The sequence below is a fragment of the Brevibacillus parabrevis genome, assembly GCF_003710905.1.
GTDB classification, from domain to species: domain Bacteria; phylum Bacillota; class Bacilli; order Brevibacillales; family Brevibacillaceae; genus Brevibacillus; species Brevibacillus parabrevis.
The window spans coordinates 173338-195091 of sequence record NZ_RHHV01000003.1 but is presented as its reverse complement, the minus strand read 5'-3'; the positions used below and the strand labels follow the sequence as shown (position 1 = coordinate 195091).

Sequence of the window (21754 nt, the reverse complement as noted above, 5' to 3'; positions counted from 1 at the left end):
CAGATTGGCGGGTGCCGATATATGGTGCGAGCCTTTGGTTTTTTGTACCCTTCTTTACAGGTGCAAAGCCTATTTGGTTCCCCGGTTTTTCGGCTTACCTACCACCCTTGTATCGTTCGATCAAGCGCAAGCGGAAAAGAGCACTGGCTCTGGCTCCGTTTGCGCTTTTTGTTGTGGAAAACATCCTATCCCTCGCTGTTCGTACGCGTGTGCCAAGTCGTGAAAAAGCCGTGCATCGGGAGGTTTAGCCAAAAAGAGCAGCCGCTTTTCTTTTTCGGAAAAAAAGCGCGGTCACGGCACCTGCCTGCAATTTGAACGGAACAATGAATGGAGGAATTTGTGTCATGCAATGGCGTGCGTGGGATTTGAACTTGAAAGTCCGCCTGTTTGGCGAACTGATCACTCATACTTTTTTCTGGATGTACTTTCCGTTTATGGCTTTGTACTTCAGTGACACATTCGGCAAAGACGTAGCCGGGCTGCTATTGATGGTGCCCCCGCTGCTCGGGATGCTGTCCAATCTGTTCGGCGGCTATTTGGCTGACCGCGTCGGGCGGCGATTTACCATGCTGCTCTCCATCTTTGCCTCGACGTCGATGTTTGCCCTGTTTGCCTTCTCGCCTTCGCCTTGGGTGGACTACATCGCTTTTATCGGCATCGGGATTGCAGGCGCGCTTTACTGGCCTGCCAGCTCTGCCATGGTTGCCGACCTGACGACAGAAGAAAACAGGCGAATTGTCTTCGCCACCTTTTACACAGCCATGAACATCGGGGTAGTAGCCGGCCCTGTCCTCGGCTCCTTCTTTTTCGTGCATTACCGTCATGAGCTGCTGCTCGCCTGTACGGTCATCGAGCTGCTGTTCGGGCTCGCGATCTTTTTCCTGATCAAAGAGACGCTGCCTGATCACATTCGCCAGGAAAAAGCCAAGGAACGCTTCTCGCTGGCCCAGCAATTCAAAAGCTACGCGGTCATTTTCCGGGATAAAGTCTTTGCCCTGTACATCGGTGCCGGGATTTTGGTCGCCATCTCCTTTATGCAGCTCGACATGTACATGGCGCTGTACATCAAAGAACACGTCTTTGACCAAACGCTGTTTGCCTGGAAAGACTGGAAGCTGACTGTCGGCGGCACGAGCGCTTTTGGCTGGCTGATGGGGTTAAACGGTCTGCTCGTCGTCCTGTTCACACTGCCAGTCACACGCTGGTTCGCACACTGGAGCGACCGCAACAGTCTCGTTGTCTCCTCGATCCTGTACGGCTTCGGCATGTTTTTCATGGCGTTTACAACAAACATTTGGCTCTTGTTCGTCTGTATGGGCGTGCTCACCTTGGGAGAGCTGATCCGCACCCCGGTGGCACAAAGCTTCATCAGCAAATATTCGCCGGAGGACGCGCGCGGACAGTACATGGGCGCTTCTTCGCTCCAATTTTCGATCGGGCGCTTTATTGCCCCGATTACAATCGGACTGTCACAATGGCTCTCGCCACTCAGCGTGTTCAGCGTGATCTTGGCGTTTACGTTGGTCAGTGCCTACTTGTACGTCGTCCTGTTCCGCATGATCCCGTCCAAAGAGACGAACTAGCCGTAATAGAAGCCCCTCTCTCGCATATAGTGATTAGTAGAAACGCTTTGCGAGGAGGGAGCAAGCATGAATCAGCCTAAGCCTAAGGCATTCGCCACTTTCCGGGAAGAGCGCGGCCGAAACTACCGCACTTCGACTTATATTCAATGGGGGCCCGCCTCCGTCACCCGCTCGCTGGGCAGTGCTCTGTTGCTCAATCCGGGGTCGGCGGCTCTTTTCCAGGCAAGGCCCGCCGCTGGCCGAAGCATCATGGGCCAGGTCACTCTCGACCCGACCATGCAGCAGTTGGTTCGCTTTACGGAAGCGATTTACCAGAACCGCCCGCTGGAAGGGAGATTTTATATATTCAACTTGTTTTCCTTGCAAAACCCGTCCGCTTCTGACGCTATCGCCTGCTTCGAGCAGCTCGTGGAGAATGGCGAAACTACATTGGAAGCACAGCTCGCTTCCAGAGAAGAACTGCGAAAGCAGCCGTGGATCATGCTCGGATGGGGTTGCTTGCAAAGAAAATCGCGGCCTCATTTTTCCGCACTAAAAGCCATGTGGCAAAAGCAAATCGCCTCGGCCAGCGTGCCTGCTTTTGGGAAACGCTGTTCCAACGGCCAGGACTACTATCATCCGTGTCCGAGGCTGCATGCCATGAAAGAGCCGCTATTGCGCGACCTGGTTGCGCTCTACCAGCAAAATGTACATACTTTGCCTTCCTCTTTCGTGTAGCAAGCTTTGCCTTATGGAAAAAGAGTCTGTCTCCCGTTCTCGCAGGGAAACAGACTCTTTTTTTCTGGACGGCTATGGCAACTCGTTGGCTTCAAAATACTCTTCCCGGTCAAAACGTCCGCGCATCCACTTGTACGTGTCATCATAGATGGCGCGCTTGACTGGGTCTGTGCTTTTTACGGAATCAAGCAATGTTTTGGAGCCGTAGTAATAGGCGTGGATGTTGTTTTTGTCCATCCCCAGCTTGTGGGCAGCGACGAGCTGGTTGTAGTAGGTCTGATAAAATTTCGGATCGTTGTACATTTTCCGATCCCCTTCGATCTCTACGCCCATGCCATACTTGTTGACCACATCCAGCACGCTTTCGATCCGGTCGAGCGGCACTGGTTTGTCACTGTAGAAATTCGGCTGCAAAAATGCGTAGTCGAAAGCCAGCGACTTCCACTCTGCCACGCCTGGCGCCCCGAAGTAAGGAATCCAGTAGAAGCGCAGAGCTTCGTTGTGAACCATGCTCGCCATGTCGCGAATAAGCGCGCGCTCTTTTGGAGCACTATCCTCGATCAATTCGTGGAACCAGTAGATGCCCTCCAGCTTCAAGTAAGCGTAGCCTTCCTTATTCCAGCGCTTTTGCAGCTCCTGGAAGTACCACTCCAACGCCGCTTTGCGGTTCAAATACGCCTGTTCTTCCCCGATGCCCGCAGGATTGAACGAAAGCGACGGCTTGTTGTCGGCGATTTTGCCAAAGTCCTTTTGATTCGCGTTCGGATACGGCAGGGCGAGCACGACGTTTTCCTGGGTCGGCGTCGTGTACAGCGTGCCGCGCAGGCGATTGTACTCCCGCATCGCCTGGTTCAGTGCGTCGAGCTGCTTGCCTGTGCCGAACAGGTCGTTCATATAGCCGCGCCATCCGTCTTTCGTGACAGGCATGTCCTGATACGGCAGGAAAAGGATCGTGTCGAACATCTGGTCACGCATGTAGCCGTCAGCCGTACGATAGCCTACCATTGGCAGAAAATCTTCCTTCGTCCACGTTCCAAGCTCTCCGTATCCCCCGGAATAAGCGAGCAGCATGTTTTCTACACGGCGTCTTGTGTTTTGTTCGCCTGTTCCTTTTGCCGGGCTTGGCGGTGGCAACAGGACCGCTCCCCCTTGCCAATCGCTTGCGCCACTCGCCCATACTTCCAGTTGGCGGGCAAAAACGAACACGGATACCGGGAACGATACCCGGACATAACGCGCGTTCACATCAGGCAAGCTCACGGACAGCGTGCGCAAGACAAGCTGAGTTTCCGCAGCAGGCACATCGTGGACAGCCCTTCCGGCGTACGACCACGCTTTGCCGTCACGGGATACTTCTACTTCCATGTATTCCGGCATCAAGATGCCAGATGTTTTTTGCTGTTTGAATGTCAAAGATACGCGTTCCAACGGCTTTGCTTCCTGAAGCGCGACCGTCACCTTGCGTCCGAACTGGCGATTGTACCCTGTCCACTCTTCGGAAGGGGCGACCAATCCGCCTACAGGCCCCGGATATTGCTTTTCCACCTGCTGAAAATACGAGTCTGGCGTTCCGAAAGTAGCTACAGATGTGAAGCTGCCCGGAGCGACATTGACGAGGTCGTCCTGCTCAGCCGGCTTGTCCGCTGCCTCCTCTTCTCCCGTTGACTGTGCTGCATCGGCACCAGTCGCTGGCGATGTCGTCTCTGTAGATGCAGATGTTTTCGGATCGGTTGTTGCATCCTTGCCCTCTTCTGTTTTCGCGCTGTTGCTGTCTGCCGCAGAAGTCGCAGGCTCCGTTCCTTTTGGCGGCTCTTCTGTTGTGACAGGCGGCTTGCCTGCGTCCTTGATTTCCACCGGAACGGTTACGGTCTTATAGCCGACTGTTACCGTCAGATTCCCTTTTCCGGGAGTCGGCCCGGCAACGAATGTTCCATCTGCCAGTACCGTGCCCAGCTCAGGGCGGTCAAAAGCAAAGATCGGAGTAAAAGGCAGCTTGTCTCCTTTTGCCTGCTTGACCTCCAACTGCTCGCTCGTCCCCGCCAGCAAGCTCAGTTGGCTCTTGCCCACCGTGAAATCAACCTGCTCAGCCTGCTGATAGCGCGCATCGAGCACGCGCTCCGCAATGACTGCCGCCTCCGCACGCGTAACAGTGCCAGCAGGATTGAACTTGCCTTGTGCCCCTTGCATCCAGCGTTGATTGCTTACTTCCTCGACTGCCGCCTTGGCGTAGTCGGCGATCTGGGCGGCGTCGCTGTACACGATATTTTGCGACGCGGCTTTGGGGAGGCCGCTGACCTTCATCAGTCTCGCCAAAATTACGGCCAGGTCTTGCCGGGTAAGCGGGTCAGCTCCGCCAAGCGTCTGATCGCTTCTGCCGTTGATCACGCCGAGGTCAGCGAGTCCGTAAACAAATGAGGCATACGGACTTTCTTTTGGCACGTCGGCAAAAACAGCCTGCTCCATCTCCGCTGGCTGAAGGCCCACCACTTTTGTCAGCAATACGGCGATATCTTGGCGCGACATCGTATTTTGCGGATAAAAGCGCCCGTCTCCCTGCCCGTTGATCAGCTGCAGCCCTGCCAGTCGCGTGACGGCTTTTTTCGCATAGCTGTTGCCCAAATCGGTAAATTCCACAGTTTCTTGCGCTGTTTTCCCGGGTTGTGCCGCCTGCTCCGGCTCGCTTTTCGCATACAGCGGCGGAACAGCCTGCACGAGCAAGGTCGACAGCAACAAACAGGCGGAGAGCACTTTGCTCCCGAATTTTCTCTTTCTCATTACAACGTTCTCCTCCAATATGCCCCTTTTACACGGCTTGCTCTGTCTACTCTGTCGGGGAAATCATCGGCTGGCGCGGCGGCTTGGGGCCAAAGAACTGATAGTAGTCCACCTTGATGTTTCCGTTGTAGAGCTTGCGCTTTTTGCTCGCCTTGCGCCCGAAGTGCTCCTCAAACAGCTCATCGGAAGTGATGACGTAAAAAGACCATGTATCCATGGCGGCAAAAGTTTTCCCCATTTCCCCGTACATCTTGCTGACCTGTTTCCACTCTCCCAAGCGCTCCCCGTACGGCGGATTGCAAATCAGATAGCCGTATTTCCGCTTCGTCCGTACATCGCGGACATCCATGCGCTGAAAATGGATCGATTCATCCACGCCCGCCTCTGCTGCATTGCGGCGTGCCACCTTCAAGATCTCATCGTCCATGTCGGTGCCGATAATCTCCAGCTTCTGATCGTATCTGGCCAAGTCATGCGTCTCAGCCCGCGCCTCTCTCCAGGCTGTTTTCGGAATGATCGGCCACGCTTCCGAGACAAATTCCCGGTTCATTCCCGGCGCGATGTTTTGTCCGATGAGCGCTGCTTCGATCGGAATCGTCCCTGAGCCGCAAAACGGGTCCATGAAGACGCGATCCGGCTTCCAGCGAGACAGCATGATCATCGCCGCCGCCATCGTTTCCTTCAACGGGGCTGTACCGATCAATTCGCGATAGCCACGCTTGTGCAAACCCGGGCCTGATGTGTCGATAGTCAGCGTCGCCACGTCTTTGAGCAGAGCCACTTCGATTTTGTACAGCGGCCCTTTTTCCTCAAACCACTCGCACTTGTACGTCTTTTTCAGACTTTCCACGACCGCTTTTTTCACGATAGCCTGGCAGTCGGGAACACTGAACAAAGTCGATTTGACTGACTTTCCTTCTACGGGAAACGTTGCATCCTCCGTGATCCAATCCGCCCATGGCAAAGCTTTTGTTTGTTCAAACAGCTCGTCAAATGTAGTCGCCTTGAACTCCCCGATTTTTAGACGCACCCGGTCGGCGGTTCGTAACCACAAATTTGTGCGGGGAATCGCAGAAATGTCTGCGGAAAACGTCACCTTCCCGTTTTCTACCTGAACCGGGCCATAGCCGAGCGCTTTTACTTCCTCAGCTACTACCGATTCCAATCCAAAAGTCGCCGTAGCGATCAATTCTACTTTTTGCATATGTAATCTCCTGTCCGTCCATATTGCTTTGGGGCTTACCCTTATACTATATTACCCGATTTGGCAATATCGTTGGTAATCTTGTGCAAAAACAATACGAAAAGACCCGTCGCCATAAAAACAACGGGCTGGGCATGCCAGCTATCCGATCTGGAAATCATAATAGAATGCAGCTTTATAGAGAAAGGAGAAATCGTCATGCCGGAATTGCCTGAAATGGAAACGTACCGCAGGCTGCTCCATGAGCAAATCTGCGGTGCGGTCATCACCTCAACAGCCGTCCAGCGGGAAAAAACCATCAATCTGCCCCCGGCACAGTTCGGACAGCTTTTGCAAAACAATCGCCTGACGCTTATCGAGCGGCGCGGCAAGCACCTCTTGTTTCACTTGCAAAGCGGCCACGTCCTGCTGCTTCACCTGATGCTGGGCGGTTTTCTCTACTTGGGTACAGCCGAGGACAAGCTCGCTCGGACTGCCCAGGTAACTGTCTTTTTGGGAGAACGAGTGCTGTATTTTCACGGATTGCGGCTCGGTTACTTGCACCTGCTCACTCCCGATCAGATCGACGAAAAGCTGGCCCCGCTCGGCCCAGAACCGCTCAACCCGGAGTTCACGCTGACCCACTTTGAAAAGCTGCTGGAAGAAAAGCGCGGAGTTTTAAAAACAGCCATGGTCGACCAACACTGGATCGCAGGCATCGGCAACTGCTATTCCGACGAAATTTGCTTTCACGCGCGCATACTGCCTACGCGCCGCATCCCCGAACTGACTGCGCCAGAGCGAGCCACTCTCTATCATTCCATGCAGGAAGTGCTTGCAGAAGCGATTCGTTTTGGCGGTTACATGGAACAGCCGTTGTATCGCACCGACGAGTTGACAGGCGGGTTCGACGAGCGTTGCCAAGTGTACGATCGCGGCGGAGAGCCATGCCTGCGTTGCGGACAGCCAATCGTAAAAGACGAGCTATCCTCGCGAAAAGTTTTTTTCTGCACTCATTGCCAGCAATAAGCAAATCAGCGATTGCGGAATCCGATCAAGCTGTTGTTATTCTTGCGCCGTCTCCATCTGCTTGACCATGTACACCTGCTCGGTTTCCGATGGCCCAAAGCCTGCCGACTCCAAAATTTCCAGCAGCAAGCCTTCAGAGGCGCGCAAGTTGAAGGTCGACCGCTTGCAGTCCGATGCGTATGGCGCGTACACGCGGGCGAGAGCGGCGCTCAAAATGTTGCGGGCATCGCTGTGGCCCGGCTGAGCCACACATTGGCGCAAAACGATGTTGCTCACTTGTCCCGCTTCATTTACCATGCTTTTGTACAAGGCGTACCCGACCGCCTGCCCCGCTCCGTCTTCGACCATTACTGCCTGTGCGTCTCGCAAGCTTTGCCATTGATTTTGCCAGGCGACATCTCCGTCGTAGAACGGCAGCGCAGTCACTTCCTGAGTGACAATCGGCCTGATCCGATACTCTGGCTTGGTCGACCCACCGAATGCATGCTCAGGCAGCGGGCCGATTCGTTGCCAGAACAAGAGGCGGTCAACCACCTCGTACCCTTTTTGCTCATACAGGGCTATCGCCTTGCTGTTTTGGCTCATCGCCTCCAAGGTAGCCACCTGCACGCCAGCTTCCTTGTACAGCTCAAGCGTCGCATCAATCAACTGCCGCCCCACTCCTTGACGGCGATATTCGGTAGCGACGCCTGTCCCGCCGTTCCAGGCGACTTTTTTCCCGCCGATCGTTCTCAGTCCGCTTGCCACCAGGCCAATCGGCTCTTCTCCATCAAACGCGACGACAGACAAGCCCATGACATACCCTTCGTTCCCCAAACGCTGCACCAGCATCTCTTCCGTCATCACAATCGAAACGAAATAACCTTCAAAACCTCTGTTCCAAGCTTTTGTCACCTCGGCAAACGTACAGTCGCTCATTCGCTTGATGGTAATCATGCCATCACCTTCCATGATTTTTTCGATAAAATTATTTTAATAGAAAATGACTAAAAATTCAATCTTTTACACGCGACACAACATCTCTTTTTGTCACTCCCGCTTCGCACATGGTAAGATGGAAAAAATCACTTACCGGGGAGGTTCCTATGCGCAAACAGCTTACTGTCGGTTCTTTGATCGCCGGACGCTCTCCCGTACAGCAACCTGTCTACACTCCTGTTCACACCAACTTGCCTGAGTTGGGCAAACAAGCAGACAGCCGGGTTTTTGCCAAGCCAAACAAGCAAAACAGACCAATCCCGACGGCAAAAGCACGACACAAGCAGGTGCAGATCAAGCAAAACTCTCGAACATTCACAATCGGGCAAGCTCCCTGTCAGACGCTGCTGCAAGCCGCACAGACGCAGGGACAATCGCTCTCATACAAATGCCAGCAAGGGTATTGCGGAAAATGCAGCGTCCTGGTCGTATCAGGCAACGACTTGCTCACCGCTCCGACCCGGCAGGAACACGAGAAGCTGGACAAAAAGCTCGCGGCAGGCTATCGGCTCGCTTGTCAAAGTGCATTTCGCTCTCCTACTTCAGAGTAAAAGGTGGCCACTGACTGCATGAACTCTACACGCATCCTACTTTTCGCAGGCGGAAATCTGGGTGACTGGGCCATCCGTTACATACGCGAAGGCGACTGGCTCGTAGGCGTGGATCGCGGCGCGCTGTTTCTCGTTCGCAACGGCCTGTCGCCACGCTTGTCAATCGGCGACTTCGATTCGGTCACCGCAGAAGAGATGGCGGAAATCGAACGCCACAGTCTGGATGTCTCCGCTTGCGATCCCGTCATGAAAGATTTGACGGACACCGAAATGGCGCTGACCTGGGCCATCGGGCAAAAGCCCCGGGAAATTGTCTTGCTCGGAGTGCTCGGCTCCCGCTTCGACCACACTCTCGCCAATGTCCATCTGCTTGGCAAAAGCTTGCAGGCAGGGGTTTCCTGCCGCATTGTCGATGAACGCAATGAAATCCGCCTGGTCAACAGCCACTGCCAGCTTTCACAGGACCAATTTACCCACGTTTCCCTGCTGCCTTTGACGATGGAAGTCACCGGAATTACGCTGCGCGGATTCATGTACCCGCTGGAAGACGCCACGCTGCGAATCGGCGACACGCTCGGCATCAGCAACATACTGGTAGAACAAACCGGGACGATTGATGTACGCACAGGCCGACTGCTCGTGATCAAAAGCAAAGACTGAGCCATAGCAAAAAGGATCTGCGCCGTTCGTTGCAAGCGAGCGGCACAGATCCTTTTCCCATTTATTCTTCTTCCTCTACATGCATCGGCAATTGCCAATCGATCTCTTCCATTCCCTGCGAGCGCAGAAACGCATTGGCCCGGGAAAACGGTCGGCTTCCGAAAAATCCGCGATTGGCCGAAAACGGACTTGGATGCGGCGAAGCGATGATGCAATGTTTCTTTTTGTCGATGAAGGCCGCCTTCTCTTGCGCGTGTTTTCCCCACAGGATGAACACAAGCGGCTTTTCGCGCTCATTCAGCAAATGAATGATTTGGTCGGTAAACGTCTCCCAGCCGATGCCTTTGTGCGAATTTGGATTGCTCGCCCGCACCGTCAGCACCGTGTTCAACATCATGACTCCCTGCTTGGCCCAATGGCTCAAGTAGCCATGCTCAGGAATGGCGCAATTCAAATCGCTTTGCAACTCTTTGTAAATATTCACGAGAGATGGCGGCGGTTTGATTCCCGGCTTGACCGAGAAGCTCAAGCCATGGGCTTGTCCCGGCCCGTGATAAGGGTCTTGTCCCAAAATTACTACTTTGGCCTGTTCGTAGCTGGTCAGATGAAGCGCTGTAAAAATGTGATACATATCCGGGTAAATGGTCTGTGTCTGATATTCTTCCTTCAAAGTCTGACGGAGCTTCAAGTAATACGGTTTCTCGAACTCCCCAGCCAATACGGGAGCCCAGTCATTTTGCAAAATAGCCATTTTCCTCACCTTATCCGCTAATCTTTCTATTACCTTACCACAAAGTGACCTTTCACTGAATCATCGTTTCAACCTGTTTGTCCGTCTGGGACCAGGCGCGGCTAGTCCTACCTTTTCTCCCATTCGTAGTCTATGTTTCCTATTACCCTCGTTTGATAGCTTTTCTCCCATGATCTTTGACATAATGTTTTCTGGGAAGATTTAGACAAAGGGAGAGGTTTTTCGACATGAAATGGGACTTGAAATCATTTTTTGGGGGAATTATCGTCGGCTCGGCACTCTTTTCCGGAATCGCAATCGCGGCTCCAGCTTATCCGGATGTGGCTGAAGGCACAAATACGCCTTTTACTTACTACTTCGAAGGCGTGCCAAAGTCTCCGAGCAGCGACGTCCAAGGTATCATGTACAAAAACTCTGTGTACGTACCGATTCGTTTCGTGGCAGAAAACTTGAACAAGCCAGTCATTTACGATGCCAAAACGAAATCGATTTTTATCGGTAAACTGCCAGTTGCCAAAATGTACTCGAAAATGGAAGCGGTTGAACTGGTCAAAAAGAAATATGCAGGCAGCCTTACACCTACACACGTAGTCGAATATGACCACGATGACGAAAAAGGGCACTATGTCATTCAAGTGTACCAAACTGTAGTAAACAATTTCCAGTCCGGAGACAGCTACACCAGCACGTACGGATGGTTCGTCGTGAACCCGAATACCGGAGAAGTGAAATCGTTGCTGTAAGCATGCACTTATTCTTTTATATAAACAACGAAGGACAGCGGCCTGTAGGGGAGCCGCTGTCTTTTTGCTTTCCAGTAACTGGACAACTTTCGATTGACTTTGAAAATCACTCTCCATACGATGAGTAAAGACAGCAATCAATCAGTGGAAGGGTGTTTGGCTCATGATGGTCGAAATCAAAACATACGTGGTACAGGAAGGCTTCTCCGATGAAATCGTCAAAAGCTTCAGCGAACCAGGCGTGGTAGAAAAAGCTCCGGGCTTTGTGGACTTGAGCATTTTCGTGCAAAAGCCGCGCAAAGACGAAGAAGAAGTCGTGGTCATGATTCGCTGGGAGTCGAAAGAAGCTTGGAAACAGTGGGAATTGAGCGAGCCGCATCTCGAAGGACACCGCAAAGCGCGCGAGCAAAAGCGTCCCGAGTTCATCATCAACTCCAAGAGCGGCCATTACGAACTGAAAGCGATCAAACACCCGGAACAGCAGCAAGTCTAACTGCCTGCCCGACATAAACAAGCCTCGTTTCGCAGAAAACATCTCGAAACAGAGGCTTGTTTTATATATCAAGGTTGTACTTTTCCATCTTCCGGTACAAGGTAGAAAGACTGATTTGCAGCTCGCTGGCAATCGCCGCTTTGTCCTGACGGTACGCGCTGCTCGCCAAATATTTTTTCAGAACAGAGCGCTCATAATCAGCCAAAAGCTGTTCCAGCCCCGCCCCCGCCTCATCTGCTCGCCCCGTCGCTTCCTCCGCAAGCAAATATTCCGGCAAACTCTCATGGTCAATCAGCGATCCATCCGCCATGTTGACCATATATTCCACGGCGTTTTCCAATTGCCGGATGTTTCCCGGCCAATCGTATGCGGCAAGCCTGTGAACGAGCGAAGCGTCAAGCTCCAGCCTGCCCTTTTGCAAAAGTGTCCCGTACCGATGCAAAAAATGCTGCAAGTACAGCGGGATATCTTCCCGGCGCTCGCGCAACGGCTTCAGGCGAAGCGGGATGACATTCAGCCGATAGTATAAATCTTCGCGGAACGTCCCTTCCTTGACCATGCTCTCCAAATCTTTGTGAGTCGCCGCGATGACCCTGACGTCGATCTCCAGCGTCTTCACGCCTCCGACCCGCTCTACTGTCTTTTCCTGGAGAACACGCAAAAGCTTGGGCTGCAAAGACAGCGGGATATCCCCGACCTCATCGAGGAAGATCGTGCCTTTGTGCGCCAGCTCGAATTTTCCCGGCTTTCCTTCGCGGCGAGAGCCTGTAAACGCTCCGCCCTCATAGCCGAACAGCTCGCTCTCCAGCAGCGTTTCGGGAATCGCCGCGCAATTGATTGCGACGAACGGCTGTCTGCTGCGCGGCCCCTCGCTGTGAATCGCTTTTGCCAGCAATTCTTTGCCCGTACCGCTCTCTCCGCGCAACAAAACAGTAGAGATGCTGCCCGCCACCTTCTTCGCCTTGGCGATCACGTCCCGCAAGCCTGTATCTGCCCCGATCAGTTGGGCGAAGTACACAGGCTTGACGACTGCCTGCGGCATTTCCTCCTGGATGTTGCAGCCTTTTTCCCGTTCGGCATCCAGTTCCAGCAGCTTGTGTTCGATCAGCGAACTCGTGTGCTGCAAAAACGGCATCCACTTTTCCGAGTGGTGCAGCATCTTTTCCTTTTGCTCAGGCGAAAAGCCGATGATGCCGATGACCCCGACCGTCTTTTCCCGCTTGTGTACCGGGAAGCCGATTGTTGCAAGCTCCCTGCATTGCTGCAAAAATTTGCAGTTCATGCACTGGGAGTCGTTCTTTTTCATGTCAAAAATCATGCCTGGCTGTCCAGTCTGCAAAATCATCCGGAAAAACGATCCTTCCGGCGCAGGCAGCCCGATCAAATCCGAATAGTAGCCTGTGCCGCTCACCCGAATCCCTTGTTCATCCAGGATGGTGACATCCAGCCCCAGCACCTTGGAAATATTGTCTGCGTATGATTGGATGAATTTCTCTATCCGGGAAAATTCGGTCATGGTCGATCCTCCTGCCTGTCACGTTCCTTACCCTCTCGCAGCAGCCTCCGCCACAGGGACGCAGCGTAGCGCCTGCTCCAGATCAGCAATGATGTCCGTCGCATCCTCCAGCCCGGTTGAAAGGCGAATCAAACCGTCTGTAATGTTGAACTTCAGACGATCCTCCACCGGAATGGAAGCATGAGTCATCGACGCGGGATGCTGCACGAGTGTTTCCGGGTCTCCTAAGCTAAACGATATCATAGCGAGACGCAGCGCGTTAATGAAAGATTTGGCGGCGTCATACCCTCCCTTGACCTCGAAGGAAACGATTCCGCCCATCCCCGCCATTTGCCGCTTCGCCAGCTCATGCTGCGGATGGGATTCCAGTCCAGGGTAGTAGACGTGCGCGATCGCCGGGTGCTTTTCCAAGTATTCCGCTACAGCTTGCGCATTTTGACAATGTTGGCGGACGCGCAAACCGAGCGTCTTCAATCCGCGCAAAATCAGGAAGGCGTCCCATGCGTTCAAGTTTTGCCCCAGATCGCCCATGATGTTTTTGCGCATGAACTGTATTTGCTCTTTTTTCGCGACAATAAACCCGGCGATAACGTCCCCATGCCCGTTCAAATATTTGGTCGCGCTATGGACAACCACATCGGCTCCCAGCTCCAACGGCCGCTGGAGATAAGGCGTCATGAACGTATTGTCGACAATCACGACGATGCCTCGTGCGTGCGCCAAACGGGACAATGCGGCGATATCGAGGACTGTCAGGCACGGGTTGGAAGGCGTCTCAATGTACAGCACGCGGGTGTTGGCCCGGAAAGCCCGCTCCACTGCCTGCAAATCGGTACAATCGACGAAATCGGTCGCAATGCCGTAACGCGGCGCCATTGTAGTAAGAAACTTGTAGCTGCCTCCGTATACATCCCGCGTACACACCACATGGTCGCCTTGCTGCAAAAAGGCAAGCAGCGCCCCGGAGATCGCTGCCATTCCGCTGGATACGCCCAAAGCGGCCTCCCCGTTTTCCAACGCTGCGATTTTTTGCTCCAACGTCTCGATCGTCGGATTGCCGTACCTGCCGTAATACGTTCCGCCCCGCTCCCCGGCCACGCAGGCAGCAGCGGAATCCGCATCGGGAAACGCATAAGCGACCGCAGGCACGACAGCTGCCGTGACCGCCCCTGTATTCGGGCAAGGCTCTTGAGCCGTATGGATAATAGCAGTGTCCAGCTTCCAGTTGTTCGTTTTCATCATTGTCTCTCCTTTTGGCGATCCTCTCGCTCATCACTGGCAAATCGTAATAGCAAGGAGCGTGCCAACGAAAAAACCGCATGAAACCGCGATATTCTCGCTTTTACGGCTCACGCATTTTCTCATTTTCGCGAAAAGGTTTTGCTTCTATACGAAAAAAAGCCGTCATATAAACCGACGGCTTTTCGCAAATTCGCTAAATCCATTTTGCAATCGTAACAAAATACAGCTACACCAGCATGCCGCCACCGCTCTGCCGATACTTCAAAATGCCCTCGGCCGCCCGGTACGACAGCGCCCCCATCGTGCCCGTCGGATTGTAGCCGCTGTTGTGAGCAAAAGACGATGCGCCGACGACAAACACATTTTCCGCGTCCCACATTTGCAAGTAGTTGTTGACCGCCGAAGTTTCCGGCGATGCCCCCATGATCACTCCGCCTGTATTATGCGTGGATTGGTACGGGGTAATGTCGTAAGGGCCAAGCTTGCCGCGCACCTCGATTTTGTTGGCGCCCATTTCCTTGAGAATGTCCCCGCATTTGTCGGACAAAAAGGCAGCCAACTGCCTGTCCTGCTCCTCGAAGTCGAACGTAATGCGGATCAGCGGATCTCCGAACGCGTCTTTGTACGTCGGATCGAGATCGAGAAAATGGTAACGGAACGGCATGGAGGCCCCTTGCGCCCCGACATTGATCGTGCGGTTGGCGTATTTGAGCGAGGCTGCCTTAAATTCCTTGCCCCAGCTTGGCGTGCCTTCCGGAACCGTATTGTTGGCGATCGGACGTTGCCCGTACTGGGAGACGCTAATGTTGGCGCCATGAATGAAATTCAGGCTGGAGTGGTCAAAGTTGTCGCCGTTGTAGTCATCGAGCACCATGCCGAGCGAGCCGGCACCAGCGTAATTGTTGAACTCCTTTTCCTCGAAAAAGCCCGTAGCTCCGCCTTTCATAACCTGGTAGCAGTAGTTTTTTCCAATCACGCCTTTGCCCGTAGTCGGATCGTACGGTCGCCCCAGCTTGGACATCAGCAGCAAACGTGAATTGTTGAACACGTAGCTCGTCAACACGACGATGTCAGCAGGCTGTTCAATTTCTTCTCCAGTCGTCACGTCCGTGTACAGCACACCTGTAGCTTTGTTGCCCGTATGTAAAATGCGGCGCACGTGGGAATGGGTGCGGATTTCGAACTTCCCTGTCTTCTTCGCCACAGGGATAACCGTGACAACCGGATCTGCTTTTGCCCCGTACTCACACCCAAAACGCTCGCAGTAGCCGCAATATTGACAGGCAGCCCGGGAAATTCCGTCCGGATTCGTGTACGCCTCCGACAAATTCGCAGATGGGAGCGGATAAGGATGCAGGTTCAGCTTTTTCGCCGCTTCCTCGAACATCTTCATGCTGGGCGTGCTTTTCATCGGCGGCGTCGGATAAGGCTGGGAACGTTTGCCGCCAAGCGGATTTTCCGAACCCGATATGCCCGCCATCCGCTCGAACTTGTCAAAGTAAGGCTCCAGCTGGTCGTAAGTGATTCCCCAATCCTGAATCGTCATGCCCTCGGGAATTTTCTTTTGCCCGTAGCGCTCGACTGTCTTGCTGTGAATCTCGAAATCATACGGCAAAAACCGGAACGTGTGGCCATTCCAGTGAACGCCCGAGCCGCCAAGCCCCGTTCCCAGCAAAAAAGAACCGTATGAGCGCATCGGCAGCGCCCGCACGTTCGGATTGCTGCGGAAGGTGATCGTTTCCTTGGACAAATCCTGCATCATTTCATAGCGAAGCGCGTAGCGCAGTTCATCGTGCACCATGAAATAGTCTTCTGTTTTCCGCTCTTTGCCGCGCTCCAGTCCGACGACCGTCAGCCCTTGCCTCGTCAGCTCCGAAGCGATCACGCCCCCGCCCCAGCCCACACCGACGATTACCACATCCACTTTGGGCAGTTTTCTGGCCATATGCTTCACCCCGTCTGTCAGTGTTGATGATCCCGCAAGCTGAGCGGCTCCATCTTCACGAATTTGTCTTGTTCGATGATTTGTGTGTAGGCCATTTGATTGCCTGGGTAATTTTTCAATCGCCAGCCATCCATATTTTTATTGCCGCCGTACAGCGGGTCTGAGTAAATTCCTTCGATGGTGCTGGCTCGCAGCATTTTGAAGAAGGCGCTGGCCGAAATCGTCGTCAGTTTGACATCGTCCTTTTCAAAAGCCTTCAACACGGCATCCTGCTGCTCAGCCGTAATCTCGTAAAAGCGCTTGCCATGCGCAGCTTGGCTGTAGTTGTTCAGCTCCTGAATGCCGATGTCGAAAATCTCCCGCCGCTTCAACCTTCCCTGGTAGCCTTGGGTCACCTCTCCCGAATAAAACGGACCTTGCATGTACTCACGAGAGTTGAAGCCCCAATCGCCCGCAAGCTGGTGATCGATGAAGTAGGCTGCACCAAGCGCCTTTGCGCCCGGTCCAAGCTCGTCTTCCGGGAAAATCCGCTCACAGGCGGCATCCACCACTTTGAACTGTTCCGGGCTGAAATACATCAACGCCTGATTGTAATCGGCAGCAGGAGCCGGTGTCGCTCCCGGTTGTGGCGGTGCTTCCGGCTTGCGTAGCAGACTGCCTGCCACTCCGCCCACGACCAGACCACCGAGCACAAGCCCTGTGTTTTTCAGAAAATGTCTCCGTGACACTGGCTGCTCATGTTTGTTGTTGGATTCTGCCAAATCTACCACCTCCAGTTGTCTCTATCCCATGGTTTGCGCATTTTCGCGACAGGCTAAACGCATTTCGCGGAAATTTTCCCAGCATGCTCCACACATAATTTCCAAAACACATTCAAAGGATATGGTTACCAATACAGCAAGCATAATTTGGAGGGATACTGATGAAGCGCTTTGGAACATGGGCATGCAGAGCCGGAGTAGGCATTGCCCTGCTGCTCACCGCCTGTAACAACCAGGCCGCCCCGCAAGAGCCAGCCAGAACCCAAACTGTACACCCTGCTGGAATGGGCGAGACGGTCATTCCCAGCGTAGACCGGGACAAAAAGCTGACAACCAACTCTCATGGCACGACATTTAGCGGCATGGGCCACGATCTGTACAGTTCGATCGGAAGCTCGCATTTGCACAGCGGCGGCCCTTCGACCAAGCTGGAGGCGCAACTCGGCGCGGCAGGCGTCCACGGTGTACAAGCGTTAATCGTCGGCGATTGGGTTTTCCTCGCCCCAACCACTGCCAACCAAGCCTCCATCAACTCCATCGACCCGATGCAAGCCCACTTGCTCGGCAGCTATGCGGGCAGCAGCAGCCGAGGAAACGACACGCCGAGCGGGCTGGCTGGACAGCAGGCAAGAAACAACACGACAGGCGTGCTTGGCACCAGCGATCGCTCTGCCTTGTTTGCCCAGGCGCGCACCGTAGTAGAACGTTCGTATGGAACGGACGCGCAAGTCTGGACAGTCAGCTCGAAAAAAGGCATAGACGCATTGGAAAAAGTCAAAAAGCATTTGCGGGACAAAAAAGGGGACAACAAAATGGCGGACGAGCTGGACAAGCTGTTCCGCGAGGCAAAACGATAGACAAAAGTACAAAAAGAAAAGGGGCAAGCAGATGCTTGTCCCTTTTAGCGATGCAAAAACAGGTTGATTTCATTCACGGTTTCATCCGGATGCGTCACCATCAACAAATGCAAGGAATTGGCGATCGTCCTCACCTGCGCTTGCGGCACAGCGCTCCGGTATTTGGCGACCGCTTCTCGGAAGAAAGACCGCTGCGCTTCATCCGGCAAGTGATTTTCATCTGCCAGAAGCAACAGCACCGGACACGTCAGCTGCCGACACAGCTCATCCAGATCATATGTCGCGTACTGATGAAAGTAGCCGTCAAACGCCTCCCGCGGCAAACGGTAGCCAAAGCCGCCGTCCTCCTTGCGCACAAGCTCTGTGCTCATCCAGCCTGCCGGAAGCTTCCTTCCGCCATACCTTTTGGCAAATTGCCTTTCCGCTTCCTCTACCGTTTGAAACCGGGTTGATGACAAGCGCTCGACCGTAGGATCATGCTCAAAGCCCGGCATCGCTCCCAGGGAGTAGTAACCGCCATCAAGCAACACCAGCGAGGCAATCCGCTGCGGTTCGCGGACGGCAAGCATTTGCGCAGGCACGGCCGAAAACGAAGCCGCCACAATCGCCACTTGGCTCAGCCCTTCCTGCTCCAGCAGACAGGCCAAGTCATCGACGATCCGCTCAAAAGCAAACGGGCCGCGATCCGTAGAGTTGCCATGACCGCGCAAATCGACCGCCACCACCCGGTAATGCTTTGCTAGCTCGGGTAACAGCGAAGCAAACAGGTGCCGCGTATTGCGAATCGCATGCAGCAGCAAAAGCGCCGGAGCATCTGCATGGCCTGACACACTGTACTCTAGTCGCCCGGCTTCGACCTCTACATGTTTGACCTGCTCAACTTTCATGGCTTCCTCCCCTGTCAAATTCGTCCCGGAATGAGGACGCCAATATGCTCGGGATGCACCCGGGCGATGTAAAACAGCGAGGCAACCGCACAGACACCTGCCAACAGCATGACGACCTCCGCCTTTTTCCAGCGCTTGCTGCGGTAAAACCGATGCTGGCTGTTCCTGATCTGAAAGCCTTTGGCATCGAGCGCATTGGCGATCAGCTGCACGCGCTTCAGCGAACTGAAAATGAGCGGAACTAGCAAAAACCCGTATTTTTTGATGCGCTCAAAAGCATTGCCTTCCACCGTCGACATCCCTCGCACCATCTGTGCTTCGCGGATCGTCGCCAGATCATTTTTCACCAGCGGAATAAAGCGGAAAATAAGCGACAGCAAGTAACTGACGGAAAACGGGACGCCAAGCCCGCGCAGGCCCATCGCAATCTCTCTCGGCGAAGTGGAGAGCAAATAGTACATCGACAAAAGCGCCACATTCGCCAGGCGCAGCCCCATTCCCAACGCCCAGAGCACGCCGATATCGGTTACTTGCAGCGGGTAATTGATCAATGGAACGCTGCCGCTCCAGTACGCTACGCCTACGTTCGTGAACGGCAGCCATGTAATCGCCGCGAAAACCGCGCCCACTCCGCCCACCAGCGCGTACGCTTTGACCATCGAACGTTTCCACCCCAGCCTGGCGATCAGCACCAGATTGCACAGCCAGACCACAGCCAGCGCTCTCGGGTCTTGAAACAGAAACGGCAGCAGGCCAAGCAGAAGAAACATCAGCAAAACGAAGCTCGGATGGGCATGCTTCATCGCCATTGCCCACCTCCCGCGATTTTTTGAGTCATTTGTTGCAAAGTGAGCGGAAGCGGCCCTTTCATCCCCGCCGCTTCGCCAAACCGATAAACAGCGGGTGCCTCCACCTGCGCGGATGCCAAAATGTCAGGCGCAGCAAACACGCTTTGCGGATCGCCGTCACACACCAGACTTCCCCGATGCATGACCAGCACACGCTCGGCGTATTCCGCCACCAACCGCATGTCGTGTGTAATGACGATGATCGTGTGACCAGCTGCATGCAAGCGGCGGACAAGCTCCATCATTTCCAGCATCCCCCGATAATCGAGTCCCGTAGTAGGCTCGTCCAGCACGATGACCTGGGGCTTCATCGCCAAAATCGAAGCAACGGCAATCTTTTGCCGCGTGCCTTTGCTGGAAAAGTAAGGCTCTGCCTCGCCCATTCCGCCTAATCCGACGGCTTCAAGCGCCTCGTTCACCGCTTGCTCGATCTTTTCCGCAGGCCAGCCCATATTTTTCGGGCCAAAAGACACCTCTGCCGCTATCGTAGAGTGGAAAATTTGATGGTCAGGGTTTTGATAGCAATAGGCTACCGTGCGGGCCAGTTCGGCGGTCGACATCGTTTTCGTGTCGCAGCCGTTCACTTTTACGCTGCCTTTGCTCGGTTTGTACAAACCGTTGCAATGCTTGGCGAGCGTAGTTTTTCCCGAGCCGTTTCCCCCGATGACCGCGACGAACTCTCCTTGCCGTATCTGCAAGGATACTCCGTTCAATACCGGCTTTTCCCGGTCGTATCCGTACCAGACATCGTCCAGTTCAATTACGCTGCTCACACGCTTCCCTCCCGAACAAGCTGTGCCTCTCTGTATCGCGCAGCCAATTCCTCAACCGTAAGCGGCAACGGGCCTGCCGTTTCGGCAAGCACGCCTTCGCGGCAGAGCAGCTGGTAGAGGCGGATGACATCAGGGACAAAAATGCCGTGCTGATCGAGCACATCTGTCTGGGCAAAAAAGTCTCTTACAGGCAAGTTGAGCACAATCTGCCCTTTTGCCAGCAGCACCAGACGGTCGCAAAAAGCGGCCAGCTCCTCTGTCGCATGAGAAGATACGACGATGGTCATCTGACTTTCCTGCTTCAACCGTTGCAAGAGCGCGAATACTTCTCGCGCTCCCAATGGATCAAGCTCGGATGTCGGTTCGTCCAGAAGCAATGCTTGCGGGCCATTCGTCAGGGCAGACGCGATTGCTACACGTTGCTTTTCTCCCCCTGACAATTCAAAAGGAGAGCGATCGGCAAACCCGGGAAGGCCGACCAGTTGCAGCACTTCTGTGATTCTTTGCTCGATTTGCTCATCGGAGCACCCGACATTTTCCAGCGAAAACGCAAGCTCTTCTTCGATCGTCAGCCCGATAAACTGTGTCTCCGGGTCTTGGAAGACAACGCCCTGCTGCCCTTGCGCCTGGCGTTTTCCCGCAAACTGGCCTGCGTAATTGGCCGGGATCAACCCCGCAAGCGCCAGCAAAAGCGTCGTCTTTCCCGCTGCCGCCGGGCCAACCACCCCGACTACTTCGCCCGGATACAAGCAAAGACTCACATCCGTAAGCGCCGGGGTCGGAGAATCTTCGTAGTGCCAATGTACCTCTTGCAGTTGCAACAGCGGTTCCTGAATCACTGGGCGATCCTGCTTTCAGGCCCGAGATAGCTGTATTCCTGCAACGGTCGTCCGCGATACAGACCGGAGCGCTTCACAAACGGGTACAGCAGCTTCAACAGGATCGGGCCGAGAATCGCCGTCGAGATCGCCTGGTTCAAAAACACAGTAGGAATAAACAGAGAGGCAATCGCCATCGGCGTCAGACCGAGCGCCACATTGACCAAAATCGCGCACGCCACGACAGCAGAGCTGATCAGAACGACGAACACAAAATATTGCAGGAAGCTGCGTTTGGTTTTCAGCGCCGGGTGACTCACCGTGAGAAAGCCGATGAAACCTCCCAAAAAGTTGGAGAAAAACCCGACCGCAACCGCATGTGGCGGTGCTCCTCCGGTCAACAGGTCGCTGACCATATTGCCAAAAGCAAGGCCAATGCAACCTGGCAAGCCGAACAGCATGCCGAAAACAGGCTGCAAGGCATTCGCCGGACGAATCGGTACGGAAGGAATGAGCTTGATATTAGCCAGCATGATAATGGCAACTGCATATAATGCCGCTGTAACGACAATCAGCACGTAATCGACTGTCGTCCATTGGCGGCGAAACAATGAAGTCTGCATCAAAGTGTACCTCCTTTATGT

The 21754-nt window shown here is 54.1% G+C and carries 21 protein-coding genes; 8 read left to right on the top strand and 13 right to left on the bottom strand.

The window, feature by feature from the left end; all coding sequences use genetic code 11:
• Nucleotides 1-344: 344 nt before the first annotated feature.
• Entirely contained in the window at nucleotides 345-1583 is a 1239-nt protein-coding gene (locus EDM60_RS02475) for an MDR family MFS transporter (RefSeq protein WP_122962544.1), read from the top strand.
• 66 nt (nucleotides 1584-1649) lie between these two features.
• Entirely contained in the window at nucleotides 1650-2300 is a 651-nt protein-coding gene (locus tag EDM60_RS02470; RefSeq protein ID WP_122962543.1) for a DUF1643 domain-containing protein, read from the top strand.
• Nucleotides 2301-2372: 72 nt separating this feature from the next.
• On the opposite strand, the gene EDM60_RS02465 is transcribed toward EDM60_RS02470, so the two are convergent.
• Complete coding sequence (locus tag EDM60_RS02465) at nucleotides 2373-5075, bottom strand: DUF4855 domain-containing protein (RefSeq protein ID WP_122962542.1); 2703 nt, start codon at nucleotides 5073-5075, stop codon at nucleotides 2373-2375.
• Between the two features lie 46 nt (nucleotides 5076-5121).
• On the bottom strand, nucleotides 5122-6279 hold the full coding sequence (locus EDM60_RS02460) for a THUMP domain-containing class I SAM-dependent RNA methyltransferase (protein WP_122962541.1): 1158 nt from the start codon (nucleotides 6277-6279) through the stop codon (nucleotides 5122-5124).
• 198 nt (nucleotides 6280-6477) lie between these two features.
• Here EDM60_RS02460 and EDM60_RS02455 point away from each other — a divergent pair, with 198 nt between their 5' ends.
• On the top strand, nucleotides 6478-7287 hold the full coding sequence (locus tag EDM60_RS02455) for an Fpg/Nei family DNA glycosylase (RefSeq protein ID WP_122962540.1): 810 nt from the start codon (nucleotides 6478-6480) through the stop codon (nucleotides 7285-7287).
• 36 nt (nucleotides 7288-7323) lie between these two features.
• Here EDM60_RS02455 and EDM60_RS02450 read toward each other — a convergent pair whose 3' ends face one another.
• Nucleotides 7324-8223 (bottom strand): GNAT family N-acetyltransferase, encoded by a 900-nt coding sequence (locus EDM60_RS02450; RefSeq protein WP_122962539.1) that lies wholly within the window; start codon nucleotides 8221-8223, stop codon nucleotides 7324-7326.
• Nucleotides 8224-8372: 149 nt separating this feature from the next.
• Between EDM60_RS02450 and EDM60_RS02445 the strand changes: the two genes are divergently transcribed.
• Both EDM60_RS02445 and EDM60_RS02440 read left to right on the top strand, forming a co-directional pair.
• Nucleotides 8373-8816: a 2Fe-2S iron-sulfur cluster-binding protein gene (locus EDM60_RS02445; RefSeq protein ID WP_122962538.1), complete on the top strand. Its 444-nt coding sequence runs from the start codon at nucleotides 8373-8375 to the stop codon at nucleotides 8814-8816.
• A gap of 18 nt (nucleotides 8817-8834) precedes the next feature.
• Nucleotides 8835-9476: a thiamine diphosphokinase gene (locus EDM60_RS02440; RefSeq protein WP_122962537.1), complete on the top strand. Its 642-nt coding sequence runs from the start codon at nucleotides 8835-8837 to the stop codon at nucleotides 9474-9476.
• 61 nt (nucleotides 9477-9537) lie between these two features.
• On the opposite strand, the gene EDM60_RS02435 is transcribed toward EDM60_RS02440, so the two are convergent.
• The gene (locus EDM60_RS02435) at nucleotides 9538-10227 is read right to left on the bottom strand and encodes a uracil-DNA glycosylase (protein ID WP_122962536.1); all 690 of its coding nucleotides are present in this window, start codon (nucleotides 10225-10227) and stop codon (nucleotides 9538-9540) included.
• 227 nt (nucleotides 10228-10454) lie between these two features.
• Between EDM60_RS02435 and EDM60_RS02430 the strand changes: the two genes are divergently transcribed.
• Together EDM60_RS02430 and EDM60_RS02425 are read left to right on the top strand one after the other, a co-directional pair.
• Nucleotides 10455-10970 (top strand): stalk domain-containing protein, encoded by a 516-nt coding sequence (locus EDM60_RS02430; protein WP_122962535.1) that lies wholly within the window; start codon nucleotides 10455-10457, stop codon nucleotides 10968-10970.
• A 163-nt stretch (nucleotides 10971-11133) separates the two neighbouring features.
• Nucleotides 11134-11463, top strand: a complete 330-nt coding sequence (locus EDM60_RS02425) for an antibiotic biosynthesis monooxygenase family protein (RefSeq protein ID WP_122962534.1) — start codon at nucleotides 11134-11136, stop codon at nucleotides 11461-11463.
• A gap of 61 nt (nucleotides 11464-11524) precedes the next feature.
• On the opposite strand, the gene EDM60_RS02420 is transcribed toward EDM60_RS02425, so the two are convergent.
• The 4 genes from EDM60_RS02420 to EDM60_RS02405 all read right to left on the bottom strand — a co-directional run bounded on the left by EDM60_RS02420 (nucleotide 11525) and on the right by EDM60_RS02405 (nucleotide 16927).
• Nucleotides 11525-12979, bottom strand: coding sequence for a sigma-54 interaction domain-containing protein (locus tag EDM60_RS02420; RefSeq protein ID WP_122962533.1), 1455 nt, complete (start codon nucleotides 12977-12979; stop codon nucleotides 11525-11527).
• Between the two features lie 27 nt (nucleotides 12980-13006).
• A complete protein-coding gene (locus tag EDM60_RS02415; RefSeq protein WP_122962532.1) occupies nucleotides 13007-14218 on the bottom strand; it encodes a trans-sulfuration enzyme family protein in 1212 nt (403 codons plus the stop codon).
• Between the two features lie 229 nt (nucleotides 14219-14447).
• A complete protein-coding gene (locus tag EDM60_RS02410) occupies nucleotides 14448-16166 on the bottom strand; it encodes a GMC family oxidoreductase (RefSeq protein WP_122962531.1) in 1719 nt (572 codons plus the stop codon).
• A 17-nt stretch (nucleotides 16167-16183) separates the two neighbouring features.
• Nucleotides 16184-16927 (bottom strand): gluconate 2-dehydrogenase subunit 3 family protein, encoded by a 744-nt coding sequence (locus tag EDM60_RS02405; protein ID WP_122962530.1) that lies wholly within the window; start codon nucleotides 16925-16927, stop codon nucleotides 16184-16186.
• 161 nt (nucleotides 16928-17088) lie between these two features.
• On the opposite strand from EDM60_RS02405, the gene EDM60_RS02400 reads away from it, so the two are divergent.
• Nucleotides 17089-17784, top strand: coding sequence for a hypothetical protein (locus EDM60_RS02400; RefSeq protein WP_122962529.1), 696 nt, complete (start codon nucleotides 17089-17091; stop codon nucleotides 17782-17784).
• Nucleotides 17785-17828: 44 nt separating this feature from the next.
• Here EDM60_RS02400 and EDM60_RS02395 read toward each other — a convergent pair whose 3' ends face one another.
• From EDM60_RS02395 to EDM60_RS02375, 5 genes are read right to left on the bottom strand one after another with little or no spacing between them, the layout of a single operon-like run.
• Nucleotides 17829-18671, bottom strand: coding sequence for an alpha/beta fold hydrolase (locus tag EDM60_RS02395; protein ID WP_122962528.1), 843 nt, complete (start codon nucleotides 18669-18671; stop codon nucleotides 17829-17831).
• A gap of 14 nt (nucleotides 18672-18685) precedes the next feature.
• Entirely contained in the window at nucleotides 18686-19480 is a 795-nt protein-coding gene (locus tag EDM60_RS02390; protein ID WP_233454058.1) for an energy-coupling factor transporter transmembrane component T, read from the bottom strand.
• Nucleotides 19471-20292 carry an energy-coupling factor ABC transporter ATP-binding protein gene (locus EDM60_RS02385; protein WP_122962527.1) on the bottom strand — a complete coding sequence of 274 codons (822 nt, stop codon included), beginning with the start codon at nucleotides 20290-20292 and terminating at the stop codon, nucleotides 19471-19473. The genes EDM60_RS02390 and EDM60_RS02385 overlap by 10 nt, the downstream gene beginning before the upstream one ends.
• The gene (locus tag EDM60_RS02380) at nucleotides 20289-21131 is read right to left on the bottom strand and encodes an energy-coupling factor ABC transporter ATP-binding protein (protein WP_122962526.1); all 843 of its coding nucleotides are present in this window, start codon (nucleotides 21129-21131) and stop codon (nucleotides 20289-20291) included. Before EDM60_RS02380 ends, EDM60_RS02385 begins: the two co-directional genes overlap by 4 nt.
• Nucleotides 21128-21733: a QueT transporter family protein gene (locus tag EDM60_RS02375; protein ID WP_122962525.1), complete on the bottom strand. Its 606-nt coding sequence runs from the start codon at nucleotides 21731-21733 to the stop codon at nucleotides 21128-21130. Before EDM60_RS02375 ends, EDM60_RS02380 begins: the two co-directional genes overlap by 4 nt.
• Between the last annotated feature and the right edge of the window lie 21 nt (nucleotides 21734-21754).

What these genes read in the sequence shown, in the direction of transcription:
- EDM60_RS02475 (WP_122962544.1), top strand. Translation starts at nt 345, where the DNA reads ATGCAATGGCGTGCGTGGGATTTGAACTTGAAAGTCCGCCTGTTTGGC.
- EDM60_RS02470 (WP_122962543.1), top strand. Translation starts at nt 1,650, where the DNA reads ATGAATCAGCCTAAGCCTAAGGCATTCGCCACTTTCCGGGAAGAGCGC.
- EDM60_RS02465 (WP_122962542.1), bottom strand. Translation starts at nt 5,075, where the DNA reads ATGAGAAAGAGAAAATTCGGGAGCAAAGTGCTCTCCGCCTGTTTGTTG.
- EDM60_RS02460 (WP_122962541.1), bottom strand. Translation starts at nt 6,279, where the DNA reads ATGCAAAAAGTAGAATTGATCGCTACGGCGACTTTTGGATTGGAATCG.
- EDM60_RS02455 (WP_122962540.1), top strand. Translation starts at nt 6,478, where the DNA reads ATGCCGGAATTGCCTGAAATGGAAACGTACCGCAGGCTGCTCCATGAG.
- EDM60_RS02450 (WP_122962539.1), bottom strand. Translation starts at nt 8,223, where the DNA reads ATGATTACCATCAAGCGAATGAGCGACTGTACGTTTGCCGAGGTGACA.
- EDM60_RS02445 (WP_122962538.1), top strand. Translation starts at nt 8,373, where the DNA reads ATGCGCAAACAGCTTACTGTCGGTTCTTTGATCGCCGGACGCTCTCCC.
- EDM60_RS02440 (WP_122962537.1), top strand. Translation starts at nt 8,835, where the DNA reads ATGAACTCTACACGCATCCTACTTTTCGCAGGCGGAAATCTGGGTGAC.
- EDM60_RS02435 (WP_122962536.1), bottom strand. Translation starts at nt 10,227, where the DNA reads ATGGCTATTTTGCAAAATGACTGGGCTCCCGTATTGGCTGGGGAGTTC.
- EDM60_RS02430 (WP_122962535.1), top strand. Translation starts at nt 10,455, where the DNA reads ATGAAATGGGACTTGAAATCATTTTTTGGGGGAATTATCGTCGGCTCG.
- EDM60_RS02425 (WP_122962534.1), top strand. Translation starts at nt 11,134, where the DNA reads ATGATGGTCGAAATCAAAACATACGTGGTACAGGAAGGCTTCTCCGAT.
- EDM60_RS02420 (WP_122962533.1), bottom strand. Translation starts at nt 12,979, where the DNA reads ATGACCGAATTTTCCCGGATAGAGAAATTCATCCAATCATACGCAGAC.
- EDM60_RS02415 (WP_122962532.1), bottom strand. Translation starts at nt 14,218, where the DNA reads ATGAAAACGAACAACTGGAAGCTGGACACTGCTATTATCCATACGGCT.
- EDM60_RS02410 (WP_122962531.1), bottom strand. Translation starts at nt 16,166, where the DNA reads ATGGCCAGAAAACTGCCCAAAGTGGATGTGGTAATCGTCGGTGTGGGC.
- EDM60_RS02400 (WP_122962529.1), top strand. Translation starts at nt 17,089, where the DNA reads ATGAAGCGCTTTGGAACATGGGCATGCAGAGCCGGAGTAGGCATTGCC.
- EDM60_RS02395 (WP_122962528.1), bottom strand. Translation starts at nt 18,671, where the DNA reads ATGAAAGTTGAGCAGGTCAAACATGTAGAGGTCGAAGCCGGGCGACTA.
- EDM60_RS02390 (WP_233454058.1), bottom strand. Translation starts at nt 19,480, where the DNA reads ATGGCGATGAAGCATGCCCATCCGAGCTTCGTTTTGCTGATGTTTCTT.
- EDM60_RS02375 (WP_122962525.1), bottom strand. Translation starts at nt 21,733, where the DNA reads ATGCAGACTTCATTGTTTCGCCGCCAATGGACGACAGTCGATTACGTG.